Origin of the sequence: Pseudomonas sp. UBA3149, from assembly GCF_002364655.1 — a bacterium.
GTDB classification, from domain to species: Bacteria; Pseudomonadota; Gammaproteobacteria; order Pseudomonadales; family Pseudomonadaceae; genus Chryseomonas; species Chryseomonas luteola.
In genome coordinates this window covers 44,778-58,171 of record NZ_DEYV01000013.1, presented here as the reverse complement: position 1 = coordinate 58,171, position 13,394 = coordinate 44,778, and the positions used below count along the sequence as shown (strand labels likewise).

Below are 13,394 nucleotides of genomic sequence, written 5' to 3'. Positions count from 1 at the left end.
AACCGGTCTTAGACGAAGCGGCAGGCGATGCTGCCGAGCTGGTCGTAATCCACATGGAAAGTATCGCCCGGGCTTGCGTGCACGGGGCGTGTAAATGAGCCGCCCAGGATGATTTGGCCCGCCTCCAGCGTGACGTCATAGGCGGCCAGTTTATTGGCCAGCCAGGCAACGCCCTTGGCCGGGTGATTAAGCACCGCTGCGGAGACACCCGATTCTTCGATCACCCCGTTGCGGTAAAGAATGGCCGGTACGCGCCGCAGATCGATAGCGTGAGGGCGAATCGGCTTGCCGCCCATGACGACGCCGGCATTGGCGGCATTGTCGGAGATGGTGTCGAAGACCTTGCGCGTAGCCTTAGTATGGGGGTCGATCTGTTGGATACGCGCATCGATGATCTCAAGCGCCGGAATGACATACTCGGTGGCATCGAGCACATCGAAAATCGAGCAATTCGGACCCTTCAGTGGCTTGCCCAGGACGAAGGCCAGCTCGACTTCCACGCGTGGCACGATAAATCGATTGAAGGGAATGTCGGTTCCTTCTTCGAAAAACATGTCGTCGAGCAGAGCGCCATAGTCCGGCTCTGTGATATTGGATGACACCTGCATGGCGCGGGAGGTGAGGCCTATCTTGTGGCCAACCAGTTTGCGACCATCCGCGATCTTTTTTTCGACCCAGGCGCGCTGGATGGCATAGGCATCTTCAATAGTGATCTCTGGCTGCTCCAGGGACAGTTGACCGATCTGTTCCCGGGAGCGCTCGGCCTGGTCAAGACGTTCAGCGGCCGCACGGATAAAGGCGTTGTCGAGCATGGCTAGTTTCCTTGTGGATTGACGATGGCGGCAGGGGTGCGCAGTACCAAAAAGGCACCGACAGCGATGAGCGCCGCCAGAACATAGAGCGCCAGGCTGGCGCTTTGCGTGGTATCGCGCATCCAGCCAATGAAGTAGGGAGCGAGGAATGACGCCACGCTGCCAAAGGAGCTGATCATGGCAATGCCGGCCGCCTGTGTGCCTGACGATAGAAACGCCGGGGGCAACTGCCAGAACATGGGCAGCGCGGAGCTTGCGCCCATACCTGCAATGACCAGGCCCAGCATGACGAGGGTTGTGTTTTGAGATGCCAGCCCGGCGATGGCGATACCGGCCGCACCCATGAGAAGGGGGACGCAAAGGTGCCAGCGGCGTTCGCGGTGGCGATCGGAAGAGCGGCCTGCAGCGATCATGAAGAAGCAGCCTGCCAGATAAGGGATGGCACTGAGCATGCCGACGTTGCTGTCTTGACCGATGCCAGCGCCGTGAATGAGAGCTGGCATCCAGAAGGCAAGGGTATTGACGGCCAACATGACGGCAAAATAAATCGCCACGAGCAACCACACCTGTCCGTTGCGAACAATGCCTGAAAAGGAGGTAATCGTTTTGCGCTGCTCCTCTCCCGCCAGGGCATCACGGAGTTGACGCTTTTGGGTAGGCTCAAGCCAGCTGACGCTCTCGAAGCTGTCCGGCAGGGCCTTGAGGACGACCAACCCAAGCAACACCACTGGCAGACCTTCCAACATGAACATCCACTGCCACCCCCGCAGACCGCCGCTGTCCTTGAACAGCTCCAGAATCCAGCCGGACAGGGGGCCGCCGATGACCCCTGCCATAGGGACGGCAATGGCAAACAGTGCAGTGACCGACGCCCGCCGATGGGCTGGAAACCAGCGGTTGAGATAAACCAGGATGCCAGGGAAAAAACCCGCTTCCGCCACGCCTAACAGAAAGCGCAGGGTATAAAAGCCGGTGGCGGACTCGATGAACATCATGCCGGTGGACAGGATGCCCCAGACCACCATCAGCGTGGCAATCCAGCGGCGCGGCCCCACACGGTCCAGCATCAGGTTGCTGGGTACGCCAAACAGGGCATAGGCAATAAAGAACAGGCCTGCGCCAAATCCATACACGGTATCGCTGAAGTGCAGGTCGCTGCTCATTTGCAGCTTGGCGAAGCTGATATTGATGCGATCGAGATGAGCGAAGACATAGCAGACCAGCAGCAATGGCATCAGTCGCCAAGTGATGTGCCGGTAAGTTGCATCATTTTTTTCCGAAACCGAAAGCGTATCGATTGCCTGTGCCATGGTGGGTGCCTTTTATTGTTGTTGTAAGGACGCAAACGGAGCGCTGCCTAACCGGCCTGCTCGCTCAGAAAGGCATGGATGTTGTTGTGCTTGTAATTGAGTTCGGCCGAGAGTTCGGTCATCTCGAACGACAGTGCCAGCAGGCGTCTGCTCTGAAGCTCGGCGAAGTGATGCTTGATCACCTCGAACAATGCATCAGCTACTTGACGCCTTGTCTCCAGGTCGCGGCCAGCACCTACCTTCAGCGTCATATGAACGAACGCATAGTCATGTTTTCCATCAGCCATGCGGAACGTATCCATGCGGATCGCGCGGCTACGAATACCGCCTAGGGGGAAAACACCACTGTTGCCGAGACAGGCGTGGACTTTTTCAAACAAACCCGGCAGGTCTGCGTCATGTTCAAGATTGGCTGAATATTCGGCAATAAAGTGGGGCATGGTTTTTACTCCAGCGGACGTGCATCCTCCAGGAGCCTGTGCGGACCCTGGAGGCTGCTAACACCAGTCAAACAGGAAAGATGGCGTTGATCTGGCCGGTGCCCGAGCTTCCGAACGGCTCGGTCACGATTTCGACGGGTTTGTCGTACTCAGCGCCACCCAGCAAGCCCAGCAACATGGCGGTATCGTGCATCTTGCCTTCGCCATAGCAGTGCTCGGCGTAGTCTGGAAGCATGGCGCAGAACTCTTTGAAGCGACCTTGCCGCCACAACTCCACCACATGCAGGTCGACCTGCTTGTCGAATTCGCGGGTCCACTTGTGGATATTCGCCTCGGCGACCCGATCGTCCGAGAACCGGTGGGAGAGTGATCCGGATGCCAGTACCAGTACCTTGCGGTCGCTTTTTTCAATGGCGCGACGAACCGCAGCACCAAAGGCAAAGCTGTCTTCCAGCCGATGCCAGGCGCACCAGGCGGCAATGGAAATGACCTTGAGCTTTTGGCTGTCCGGTACGCCCATGTGCATGTAGCGCATGGGAACGAGTGTTCCGTATTCAAGCTCCAGGCTAGGGATGTTATGGGCCATGGTGCGGATCCCCGCGGCATTGGCTTCCCCACCGATCAGGGCTCCCAGCTCGGGATCGCCCGGATATTGATACGCCATGTCCTTGATGAAGTGCGGCAGCTCGTTACTGGTGTAGATCCCTTCGAACTGCTGCCCGCAATTGATGTGGTAACCACTGTTGACCATCCAGTGAACATCGAACACGACGGCCGTGTCGGCGCCCAGGTCGCGGGCGCGCTGACCGATGAGCTTGTGACCGGCGATGGCTGCCTCGCGGCAACCCTGGTGCTTTCCGGGCAGTTCAGACAGATACATGGATGGAACATGTGTAATCTTGGCTGCAAGGACGACTTCGCCCATGACAGTTCTCCTTGTTAGCCCCGAACAGAAGATCAGGGCGCTGTGTTGTAACTGCTTGGCCGTGATAAGCCCGAAAACCCGGGTGCTTGCCTGCCGAGACCGCTAGCAGGCTCTGGCCCTGGGGACGGGAGTGGTTACACACCCCAGCGCGGGATGTGGTGACTGCCCATGGAGATGCACACGTTCTTCACCTCCGTGAACACCTCGAAGCTGTACTCGCCCCCTTCACGGCCGGTACCAGAGCCTTTCACGCCACCGAATGGCTGGCGCAGGTCCCGTACGTTCTGGCTGTTGATGAACACCATGCCGGCCTCGATGCCTCGGGCCAGACGGTGCGCCTTGCCGATGTCCTGGGTCCAGATATAGGACGCAAGGCCGTATTCGGTATCATTGGCCAGGCGCAGGGCTTCGGCCTCATCCTTGAATTTGATGAGGCAGACGACAGGACCGAAAATCTCTTCCTGAGCGATACGCATCCTGTTGTCGACGTTGGCAAATACGGTGGGCTGGATGAACTGCCCCTTTGTCAGATGGGCGGGCAGGTTCGCTGGACGCTCCAGACCACCTGCCATGAGCGTGGCGCCTTCTTCCAGGCCGATCTTGATGTAGCCTGTGACCTTGTTGTAATGAGCCTGGGTAATCATCGAGCCGACCTGGGTCTTTGGATCTTGCGGATCACCCACGATCAGGCGCTTGGCGCGTGCAGCGAACTCCTCGACAAACTGGTCGTAAACCGTTTCCTGGATGAAGATACGGCTGCCCGCCGTGCAACGCTCACCGTTGAGCGAGAAGATGGTGAAGAGAGCGGCGTCCAGCGCGCGGCCTAAATCGGCGTCATCAAAGATGAGCACAGGCGATTTGCCGCCTAACTCCATGGAATACTTCTTGAGTCCTGCCGTTTCCATGATTTTTCGGCCGGTAGCGGTGCCGCCAGTGAATGAGATGGCCCGCACGTCCGGGTGACGAACCAGGGCGTCTCCAGCTGTGGCGCCATAGCCCTGCACGACGTTCAATACGCCTGGCGGAATGCCTGCTTCCAAGGCCAGACGGCCTAGTTCGTTGGCCGTAAGGGGCGACAGCTCGGACATTTTCAGCACGGCGGTATTGCCTAGTGCCAGACACGGCGCCGTTTTCCATGTCGCTGTCATGAACGGTACGTTCCAGGGTGAAACCAGGCCGCAGACCCCTACCGGCTGGTGCAGGGTATAGTTCAGCATCTGGTCATCGACCGGATAGGTATGCCCATCCATCCGTGTGCAGACTTCTGCAAAGAAGTCGAAGTTATGGGAGGCTCGGGGTATGAGTACGTTCTTGGTCTGATGAATTGGAAGCCCCGTATCCAGGGTTTCTAGCTCGGCCAGATTTGGCACGTTCTTGTCGATCAGCTCGCCCAGCCTGCGCATCAGCTTGGCCCGTTCCTTGGCTGGGGTGTTGGCCCACTTGGGGAAAGCTTCCTTGGCAGCCGCCACGGCTTGGGCGACTTCCTCGGCGCCGCCGCTGGCCACTTCGCCCAGTGCCTCGCCGGTCGCCGGGTTGTAATTGGTAAACGTTTCCTTGCTCTCGACCTCACGGCCGTTGATCCAGTGCTTGATCATTTCAGACCTCTTTGGCAGCTGCGACGAAGAAAGCTTCTTCGCTGACGATGGTATTGACGAGGCGACCGACGCCTTCCACTTCCACGACGACTTCATCTCCAGGCACCACATCGGCAAGGCCCTCCGGCGTGCCGGTGGCGATCATGTCGCCGGGCTGCAGGGTCATGAAACTCGAAAAGTATTCGATCAGGTAGGGGATATCGAAGATCATGTCCGCCGTGGTGCCTTCCTGCTTCAGCTCACCGTTGATCCAGGTGCGCAGGCGCAGGTTGGACGGGTCTGGCACATCGGCGGTGTCGACGATCCAGGGACCGATCGGTGTGGTGCAGTCGCGGTTTTTCACCCGCAGGTTGGGGCGGTAGTAGTTCTCGAGGTAGTCGCGGATCGCGTAGTCATTGCACACGGTATAGCCAGCCAGATAGTCCAGAGCGTCCGCGCGCTTTACATGACGTGCCGGTTTGCCAATGACAGCCACCAGCTCACACTCGTAGTGCATGTACTTGACGTTGTCAGGCCGCCAGGTGATCTGCCTGTGTCCGGTATAGGTGTTGGGCGATTTGATAAAGGCCAGTGGCTCGGTGGGTGCTTTGAAAGCCAGCTCTGCCGCGTGGTCCGCATAATTGAGGCCCAGGGCAAACATGCTGCCTGTGGCGGGCGGCAGCCATTCCACCTGGTCTTCCAATAGCCGTTCGCCACTGGGCAGACGTACTGCATGGTCATCGTCGACGGTAACGGTATGGATCTCACCCTGATAGCGAATACGTGCATGTTTCATGGGGTGCTCCTTATTCCGCAACTACGGTATTGATGAGGCGGCCGATGCGGTCGATCTCGACCTCTACGCGATCACCCGGCGTGACATCGACGCGGCCCTCAGGCGTACCGGTGATCAGCACGTCGCCTTCGTTCAACGTCATGAACTCGCTCAGCTCGGCGATCAGCTGAGGGAGGGTGCGTACCCAGTTAGCCGTCGTGTTTTCCTGGCGCAGCGTGCCGTTTACATAGAGCTTGAGGGTGAGCAGATTCGGGTCGCTCACGGCCTCTGCCGGCACCAGCTCAGGACCTATGGAACAGAATCCGTCCCGGCATTTGGCCTTCACCGCAGGCCGGTAGTAGCTCTCTTCCGGCAGGCTGAATTCGTTGACGACGGTATACCCCGCCACGTAGCCCATGGCCTGGTCTTCAGTTACCCGGCTGGCCCGTTTGCCAATCACTACTCCCAGGGCTGGGCCTGCCTGCAGACGCTCCCCCTGGGGCATGATGACGGGCTGCTGGTGCCTGTTACGGGTGTTGGGCGTCTTGATGAACAGGACCGGTTTCAGTGGGGGCTGTTGGTAAGGCGGTTCGTGAAACTCTTCAAGTCGGCTGCGCAAAAGGCCTTGGAAATTCAGGGCGACGCCGAACAGTGTTCCATTGGCAGATTCGCTAAGTGATCGCGACATGGCGCTCTCCCTTGTTATTGGTGTGGAAACAGGGCATGCCTGTTTGGGAGTAAATAGTTAATGTGTTAACTTTATATTTAATATGTTAACTAAGGTCAAGTGTTACCTGAGTTCGCGTATGCTTGGTTCAACAACAAAAAGAATGATGTTCATGAAAAGTCTTGCGTCCGTGTCTATCCAGCCGATCCCCAACATCAACATCGGTCAGGTCTACGACCAGCGTTATGCCGATGCCGAGGTGCATTACGATGCGCTAGGCAGACTGGCGGAGTTCTTCGGGCGCAACATGCGTGCCCACCGGCATGACCGGTTCTTTCAGGTGCATTACGTGAAGACCGGCAAGGTTCGGGTGTACCTGGATGACCGGCAGTACCAAGAGCAGGGCCCTATGTTCTTCATCACACCGCCTCCGGTCCCCCATGCCTTTGTGACGGAGGAGGGCAGCGACGGACATGTCCTGACGGTTCGCCAACAGCTGGTATGGTCGCTATTGCAGGAGGTGCCTGATCTCTGGACCGCATCGGGATTCCTGCCGATCTGTGTAGGCCTGGCCAGCCTGGAGGCTGAGTTTCGCGAAGAGGCCGAGCGGCTGGCCTCGTTGTTTGAGTTGCTAAGGCTGGAGGCGGGTACACCTCGTCCTGGCCAGGCCTGTGGCCTGATAGCCCTGGCTCGCCTGATCTTTATTAGCATGCTTCGTCTCTCTCCAAAATCAATCGCGGCACAGCCTGCGCGGCAGGATGACCTGCAGTTGTTTCGGCGCTTCAATGAACTCATCGAGGCGCACTACACTGAGCATTGGCCGTTGTCCCGGTACGCTGGTCAGTTGGGCCTGACGGAATCGCGGCTGAACGACATCTGCCGACGTACCGCAGACATTCCCTCGAAACGGCTCGTCCATGACCGCCTTATGCAAGAGGCCAAGCGGCTGTTGGTGTTCACAGGGAGCTCAGCCAACGAAATATGCTTTCGCCTGGGCTTCAAGGATCCGGCCTACTTCAGTCGCTTCTTTACGCGCCAGGCAGGTATTACGCCCAGCGACTATCGGCTCAGCCGTCGCGCCAGCACTCTGGCAACCGAGTCGTAATCCCTAAAAAAGCCGCGCCACGTATGACGCGGCAAGGGGGCGACCGGTCAGGCAGCGCTGTGCTCGCGTTGCAGTCGATGAAAATTACGGCTGAAATACACCAGGCTGTCGCATCGCTCGCGGGTACAGATTTCATCAAGCTCTACGAGAAGCACCGAGTGGGTGCCGACTTCCTGGGTATCGGTAATCCTTCCCTGCAGGCTGGCCAGGGCATCGTCAAGAATCGGAACGCCCTCGCGGCCCTCCTTCCAGGCGTGACGCTTGAAGCGCTCATCCATGTCGATACCGGTCATCCCGGCAAAATGACGGGCCACTTCTTCATGTTCGCCCGCCAGGACATTCACGCACAGCCGCCCGTTCTGCTTGAAGACACCATTCATGGCACTGTTGCGGTTGATGCACACCATAACGGTGGGCGGCGTGTCCGTGACCGAGCAGACGGCAGTGGCCGTAATGCCACAGCGTCCACCAGGGCCATTGGTGGTCAGGACATTCACGGCGGCGGACAGCGACGCCATGGCATTGCGAAAGGCTTGTTGGGTTGGACTGAGTTGGGTCATGACCTCTACCTCCACGGGGCGCCGGATCAGCGATCCGGCGACAGCATTGCAGGATTACTGGCGAATACGGTCCAGCATGTTGATATCGTCCGGATTGGTCAGGTGCGGAACGGTCCAACCGTTTAGGTCGTAGTCCGACAGGCACTTCTCTACCATATCAGTCATGCTCTTCATCGCACCGGTTCCTTGTGCATGGCGCAGCGCCTGCATGCGGATCTCGTCCTGGCTCCCGGCATAGTTGATTTCGTACAGCTCATGGCGTCCGCCAAATTCCGTGCCGATGGCATCCCAAAGCAGCTTCAGGATCTTGATACGTTCCTCATGGCCCATACCGCCGGACCCGCGACAATAGGTACTCAGGTATTTGTTCAGCGTCGGGTCCTTGAGATCGCGCGATCCGGTCGGCAGGTAGATCAAGCCGCTGGCCACGACCTGCTCAATGATCTTCTTGATCTCCGGATAGGCTTGTGGCGCCAGCACACGATAGGCTTGCAAGGCTTGAGCGCTGGGTAGCCAGGCGCCGTTTTTCCACTCGGAAGCATTACCGTACATGGCGTCAGTAAGTGACCAGAAAAGGTTACGCCATGCGACCACTTCGCCCATTTGTGCCTGCACGCCACGGAACTCCAGCGAGCCGGTGCATTGCAGTGCCTTGAACAGTGCACCGGTGATGAAGTCCAGTTTGACGGCCAGACGGGTACAGCCTTGCATGGGGAACAGTCGACCAAAGCCGCCTTGTGGAAACCATTGCTTGCAGCGATCGAAATCTCGATAGATCAGAATGTTCTCCCATGGGATGAACACCCGATCCATGATGAGGATGGCGTCGTTCTCGTCGAAGCGGCTCGACAACGGATAGTCAAATGGAGAACCCGTCATCCCGGCCACCAACTCATAGGAGGGACGGCAGATCAGCTTCATGCCCTTGGTATTCATCGGGGCGATAAACATCAAGGCGAAATCTGTGTTGTCTCCGAGCAGCTGCGCAGAGCCTTGCCCCACGAAGTTATAGTGTGTCAGGGCCGAGTTGGTCGCCACGACTTTCGCGCCGCTGACGATGATGCCACCGTCAACTTCTTCATCCACGGAGATGAATACGTCCTTTACCTGATCGACCGGCTTGTCGCGATCGATGGGCGGGTTGACGATAGCATGGTTGAGGTAGAGGCACGCTTCCTGGATACGCTTGTACCAGGTGCGGGCATTCTGCTCGAATTTGCCATAGAACTCGGCGTTCGCGCCCAGTGCGCTGCCAAAGGCGGCCTTATAGTCCGGTGTGCGGCCCATCCAGCCATAGGTCAGACGCGACCACTCGGCGATGGCATCACGCTGTTCGCGCAGTTCATCCGCGTTACGGGCGAAGCGAAAGAACTTGTGTGTATAGCCGCCGTTGCCCGTGTCGGTTTCCCAGCAGAGCGTTTCTCTGGTTTCGGGATCATGGAGGGCGTCGTACAGCTTGGCCATGGAGGCCGCGGCGTTACGGAAGGCCGGATGGGTAGTGACATCCTTGACGCGATCGCCATAGATGTAGATTTCACGATCATCACGCAGGCTGGCCAAGTATTCTTCGCCCGTCAGTGGACGGTTTTTCTCGGCACGATAATCTTCGGGCATCATGAGGGCATGTCTCCGTATCATTGTTCTTATGCAGGTAATGCGTAACGCTTGGAAGAGATCATGAGCCTGCCGCCGCGGCGGAAGAATGGCTTTTCCAGACAACCGCTTGTACTTTTCATGGAGCGATTTCATCTGCCATTTCGGGCTGATGAATCTCGCCAGGGGAGCTGAACGAAATGAATGTATTGATCGTGGGTGCGTCACGGGGTATCGGATTGGCGCTGGTTACGCAGTACCTGGAACGCGGTGCGCAAGTCTTTGCGCTGGTTCGTCGGTCTGATAACGAAGCCTTGCAACAATTGAGCGCGACTTACGGCGATCGGCTGGTGCTGCTGTCCGGCGATATGACGGACCCGGCACTGATTCCTTCTCTCAAGAAGCAATTGCAGAACACAACGCTGGATCGTCTGATCGTCAACGCAGGGATTTATGGGCCTGATCACCAGGATGTCATGGCAATCAATACCGAAGAGATTGCAGAGTTGTTCTCGACTAATACGGTTGCGCCGCTGCGTATTGTCGAAGGGTTAAGCCATTGCATCGCAGACGGCGGTGTGGTGGCGTGTATGAGCTCCCAGATGGGAAGTGTCACGCTTGATCGTGCCGCAGATATGCCGTTGTATGGAGCCAGCAAGGCGGCCCTAAACAGCCTGCTCAGGAGCTGGGCATCCTCGCATACCCCGTTGTCGTTCAGTGTGTTGGCGTTACACCCGGGGTGGGTTCAGACCGACATGGGCGGCCACTCGGCACCACTGACCACAACCGAAAGCGCCAAGGGTCTGATTGCCGTCATCGAGCAGCAGGCGGGTCGCTGCCAGTGTGATTTTGTCAGTTACCAGGGCGAGTCGCTGCCCTGGTAGGTTGAGGCACGTTAGTACGGAAATAAGGCACAGGACCTGCTCCGTCCTGTGCCTCGTACCTTTATGCACAGACCAGTGGCTTGCGGTTCGCCCAGGGTTGAGCGCGTTCGAGTTGTGCCGCCAGCGCAAGCAGGGTGTGCTCCTCACCAAAGCGTGCCGCAAAATGCGAGCCGAGTGGCAGCCCATTCTCTGTCCAGTAGAGCGGAACGGACATGGCCGGTTGGCCGGACGCATTGAACAGCGCCGTGAAGGGTGAATAGCTATGGAAGGCTTCGATTACTTCGGCCAGGCTGAGGCTGGGGTCAAAGGCGTCCAGGTCACCGATCAGGGGTGGTTCCCGAGTCAGGGTTGGCGTCAGGATCAGATCATGGTCAATCAGGAAGTAAGCCAGCTGCCTGCCCAGCGCATGGATGCTTTCTACCGCGGCGGCATAACGTGCGGCCGGAATATCACCCCGCTCGCGTAGAATGATGCGCGTACGGGGGTCCAACTCTTCGTCTGCTACAGGTTGCCCTCTCAGCTGGCCGACCATATCCAGAAAGTTTCGAGTGCTTGGGCCAATGATATTGAAGAGGTGGTCCAGAAGTCCCGGCAGATTGACGGGTAGCGTGGCAAGCTCCACATGATGGCCGAGCTGCTCGCACAGCCATGCAGTATGACGTACCGCCTTCAACGCCTCCGGACTTGTTGGCCACGGTCCCAGTTGCTCGATCACCGCGATACGAAGCGGTGCGGGATCAGCCGAGACGGCCTGGACGAACGGCATCGCTTGAGCCGGCGCTGCGTAGGGCGCACCCAGGTCCGCCCCAGCGGTGGCGTCCAGCAGAAGGGCACTGTCGCGTACGGATAACGTAATGGCATGGGGCGTCCCCATTCCGGCCCACCCTTCGCCTACCAGCGGACCGGAAGGCAGTCGGCCTCGGGTGGGTTTCAGACCGAAGACCCCGCAACAGGATGCCGGGACACGCAGTGAGCCGCCCCCATCGTTACCATGAGCAAACGGGATGGCACGGGCAGCGACCAGGGCGGCAGCACCACCGCTGGACCCGCCGGTACTGCGTTCCGTATTCCAGGGATTTCGGGTGGCGCCGAAACGGGTCGACTCGGTGGTGTAGGAGGTTCCGAATTCCGGTGACGTGGTCGTGCCTGCAAACACACAGCCCGCGCGACGCAGACGGGCAACCACTTCACAATCCAGATCAGCGCGTGCCTCACCCATGGCGCGCGAGCCCTGTGTCATGCGGGCGCCCTGGACAGGGGAGAATAGGTCCTTGATGAGGGTCGGAACACCGGCCAGTACGCCTTGTCGGGCTTCCGGTCGTTGTGCCATCTGCCGGGCCACGTCATAGCACCGCTCGCTGATGGCGTTGAGTTGCGGGTTTACCCGGTCGAGCCGCTGGATCGCCGCGTCGAGCAATTCGATTGGCGTCACTTCACCTTGCCGTACGAGCAGGCTCAGGGCTGTGGCATCCAGGGTGTCCAGCAGGTGGTCGATGTCATTCATAAACGGAGCTCCTTGTAGCTGAATTCAGGGATGGGTGGAGCGGGCCGGGCTGTTGATTCCACGGCGCAGGAAGCTGAGCAGCGCCCACACAACGGCGGTGATGGCGCTGGCGACGGCAAGCAGGCCAATGGCATGGTGCAGATCACCGGTTTGGCCAAGCAGAGCAATGACGATCAGTGGGCTTGAGAACTGGCCCAGGTACAGGCAGGCGGTGAAGATACCGAGTCCCCGGCCACGGGCGGTCGCGCTCAAGGCATTCATCACCGGTGCCATGGAATTGGGAACCAGCATGCCAGCGCCCAGACCGTGAGTCGTCACGGCGAGCAGAACCTGGTAATAGGTGTGGGCGGTAATGAGTAGCCACAGTCCGCTGGCCATGAGCAGGAGCAGCAGCACATTGCACCCCGCGAGCCCTACACGTCGACGAACGAAGGGCCAGAGCAGCGAGCCTCCCAATGAAGTGAGAAGCCCCAGCCCTGCGCACAGCCCGATCAGCGTACTGGACGTAACCCCCAGCCCGACCAGCAGGGTGGGGCTTTGGACTGGGACGATGAAACTCAGCACCATGCCAAAGAACACCAATAGATAGTTGATGATTAGCGGCGGAAGGGAGGACTGCCCAGGCTCGGTTGAATGCATTGCCCGGGCATGATGAACCTCGGGCTCCCAGAGCAGCTTGAGCATGGCCGGGACAAGCAGGAGGGGAAGCAGGTACAGCAGAAACGGTGTTCGCCAGGAGTGTTCCCCCAGTGCGCCACCGATGGCAAAGAAGATCGAGCCTACCAGACCAATCGTGATGACTTGCCCGTTTACGTAGCGCATGCGTTGTTCGCCATGCCAGTAATCGGCGATGAGCGTGACGCAGCAAGTCATGACTGCCGCCTCGGCACAGCCAAAGAGCAGTCTCAGACCAACAATTCCTTTCAGGCTGTCCAAAAATGCAGGTGTGGCGCCGCAAAGTGCATAGACCAGTGTCGCCAGAATCAGCAGACGTTTGCGTCCGAGCCGGTCGGCCAGCCAACCGGCCAGCGGTGCGCAAAGCGCAATGGCCAGTGCCGGCCCCGTAATGGCCAGTGGTATGAGAACGCCCGTCTGGGGCTCTACCGGCCCGAATTCTGCGGCAATCTTGGGTAGAACCGGCGCGACCATCACGGAGCCCATGATTGTCAGGCTGCTACCAAGCATGAGGACAGCGCCCTGCGCGCGACCAGCGGTATGCCGGCCTTCTAGATAGGACTGGGACAT

General features: G+C 58.8%; 13 protein-coding genes. 2 read left to right on the top strand and 11 right to left on the bottom strand.

The features are described 5' to 3' along the window. Positions 1 to 8: 8 nt before the first annotated feature. The 7 genes from hpaH to B3729_RS11500 form a co-directional block, all read right to left on the bottom strand. Positions 9 to 812: a 2-oxo-hept-4-ene-1,7-dioate hydratase gene (hpaH, locus tag B3729_RS11530; RefSeq protein WP_286787952.1), complete on the bottom strand. Its 804-nt coding sequence runs from the start codon at positions 810 to 812 to the stop codon at positions 9 to 11. 2 nt (positions 813 to 814) lie between these two features. Next, positions 815 to 2,122, bottom strand: coding sequence for an MFS transporter (locus B3729_RS11525; protein ID WP_286787951.1), 1,308 nt, complete (start codon positions 2,120 to 2,122; stop codon positions 815 to 817). Positions 2,123 to 2,169: 47 nt separating this feature from the next. Next, complete coding sequence (locus B3729_RS11520) at positions 2,170 to 2,562, bottom strand: 5-carboxymethyl-2-hydroxymuconate Delta-isomerase (protein WP_010799025.1); 393 nt, start codon at positions 2,560 to 2,562, stop codon at positions 2,170 to 2,172. A gap of 67 nt (positions 2,563 to 2,629) precedes the next feature. Further along, positions 2,630 to 3,487, bottom strand: coding sequence for a 3,4-dihydroxyphenylacetate 2,3-dioxygenase (gene hpaD / locus B3729_RS11515; protein ID WP_286787950.1), 858 nt, complete (start codon positions 3,485 to 3,487; stop codon positions 2,630 to 2,632). A 134-nt stretch (positions 3,488 to 3,621) separates the two neighbouring features. Next, positions 3,622 to 5,082 (bottom strand): 5-carboxymethyl-2-hydroxymuconate semialdehyde dehydrogenase, encoded by a 1,461-nt coding sequence (hpaE, locus tag B3729_RS11510; RefSeq protein WP_074826051.1) that lies wholly within the window; start codon positions 5,080 to 5,082, stop codon positions 3,622 to 3,624. 1 nt (position 5,083) lies between these two features. Then, positions 5,084 to 5,857 (bottom strand): fumarylacetoacetate hydrolase family protein, encoded by a 774-nt coding sequence (locus B3729_RS11505; RefSeq protein WP_286787949.1) that lies wholly within the window; start codon positions 5,855 to 5,857, stop codon positions 5,084 to 5,086. A gap of 10 nt (positions 5,858 to 5,867) precedes the next feature. After that, positions 5,868 to 6,524: a fumarylacetoacetate hydrolase family protein gene (locus B3729_RS11500; RefSeq protein WP_286787948.1), complete on the bottom strand. Its 657-nt coding sequence runs from the start codon at positions 6,522 to 6,524 to the stop codon at positions 5,868 to 5,870. Between the two features lie 151 nt (positions 6,525 to 6,675). Here B3729_RS11500 and hpaA point away from each other — a divergent pair, with 151 nt between their 5' ends. Then, a complete protein-coding gene (hpaA, locus tag B3729_RS11495) occupies positions 6,676 to 7,608 on the top strand; it encodes a 4-hydroxyphenylacetate catabolism regulatory protein HpaA (protein ID WP_286787947.1) in 933 nt (310 codons plus the stop codon). 47 nt (positions 7,609 to 7,655) lie between these two features. Here hpaA and hpaC read toward each other — a convergent pair whose 3' ends face one another. Continuing rightward, positions 7,656 to 8,168: a 4-hydroxyphenylacetate 3-monooxygenase, reductase component gene (gene hpaC, locus B3729_RS11490; protein ID WP_010799031.1), complete on the bottom strand. Its 513-nt coding sequence runs from the start codon at positions 8,166 to 8,168 to the stop codon at positions 7,656 to 7,658. A gap of 54 nt (positions 8,169 to 8,222) precedes the next feature. Further along, a complete protein-coding gene (gene hpaB, locus B3729_RS11485; RefSeq protein ID WP_010799032.1) occupies positions 8,223 to 9,785 on the bottom strand; it encodes a 4-hydroxyphenylacetate 3-monooxygenase, oxygenase component in 1,563 nt (520 codons plus the stop codon). Between the two features lie 176 nt (positions 9,786 to 9,961). Between hpaB and B3729_RS11480 the strand changes: the two genes are divergently transcribed. Continuing rightward, positions 9,962 to 10,645, top strand: a complete 684-nt coding sequence (locus B3729_RS11480) for an SDR family oxidoreductase (protein ID WP_125889521.1) — start codon at positions 9,962 to 9,964, stop codon at positions 10,643 to 10,645. Positions 10,646 to 10,706: 61 nt separating this feature from the next. Here the strand turns inward: B3729_RS11480 and B3729_RS11475 are convergent, their stop codons facing one another. Next, positions 10,707 to 12,149 (bottom strand): amidase, encoded by a 1,443-nt coding sequence (locus B3729_RS11475; protein WP_286787946.1) that lies wholly within the window; start codon positions 12,147 to 12,149, stop codon positions 10,707 to 10,709. 24 nt (positions 12,150 to 12,173) lie between these two features. Next, positions 12,174 to 13,394, bottom strand: coding sequence for an MFS transporter (locus B3729_RS11470; protein WP_286787945.1), 1,221 nt, complete (start codon positions 13,392 to 13,394; stop codon positions 12,174 to 12,176).

What these genes read in the sequence shown, in the direction of transcription:
- hpaH (WP_286787952.1), bottom strand. Translation starts at nt 812, where the DNA reads ATGCTCGACAACGCCTTTATCCGTGCGGCCGCTGAACGTCTTGACCAG.
- B3729_RS11525 (WP_286787951.1), bottom strand. Translation starts at nt 2,122, where the DNA reads ATGGCACAGGCAATCGATACGCTTTCGGTTTCGGAAAAAAATGATGCA.
- B3729_RS11520 (WP_010799025.1), bottom strand. Translation starts at nt 2,562, where the DNA reads ATGCCCCACTTTATTGCCGAATATTCAGCCAATCTTGAACATGACGCA.
- hpaD (WP_286787950.1), bottom strand. Translation starts at nt 3,487, where the DNA reads ATGGGCGAAGTCGTCCTTGCAGCCAAGATTACACATGTTCCATCCATG.
- hpaE (WP_074826051.1), bottom strand. Translation starts at nt 5,082, where the DNA reads ATGATCAAGCACTGGATCAACGGCCGTGAGGTCGAGAGCAAGGAAACG.
- B3729_RS11505 (WP_286787949.1), bottom strand. Translation starts at nt 5,857, where the DNA reads ATGAAACATGCACGTATTCGCTATCAGGGTGAGATCCATACCGTTACC.
- B3729_RS11500 (WP_286787948.1), bottom strand. Translation starts at nt 6,524, where the DNA reads ATGTCGCGATCACTTAGCGAATCTGCCAATGGAACACTGTTCGGCGTC.
- hpaA (WP_286787947.1), top strand. Translation starts at nt 6,676, where the DNA reads ATGAAAAGTCTTGCGTCCGTGTCTATCCAGCCGATCCCCAACATCAAC.
- hpaC (WP_010799031.1), bottom strand. Translation starts at nt 8,168, where the DNA reads ATGACCCAACTCAGTCCAACCCAACAAGCCTTTCGCAATGCCATGGCG.
- hpaB (WP_010799032.1), bottom strand. Translation starts at nt 9,785, where the DNA reads ATGATGCCCGAAGATTATCGTGCCGAGAAAAACCGTCCACTGACGGGC.
- B3729_RS11480 (WP_125889521.1), top strand. Translation starts at nt 9,962, where the DNA reads ATGAATGTATTGATCGTGGGTGCGTCACGGGGTATCGGATTGGCGCTG.
- B3729_RS11475 (WP_286787946.1), bottom strand. Translation starts at nt 12,149, where the DNA reads ATGAATGACATCGACCACCTGCTGGACACCCTGGATGCCACAGCCCTG.
- B3729_RS11470 (WP_286787945.1), bottom strand. Translation starts at nt 13,394, where the DNA reads ATGTCCCAGTCCTATCTAGAAGGCCGGCATACCGCTGGTCGCGCGCAG.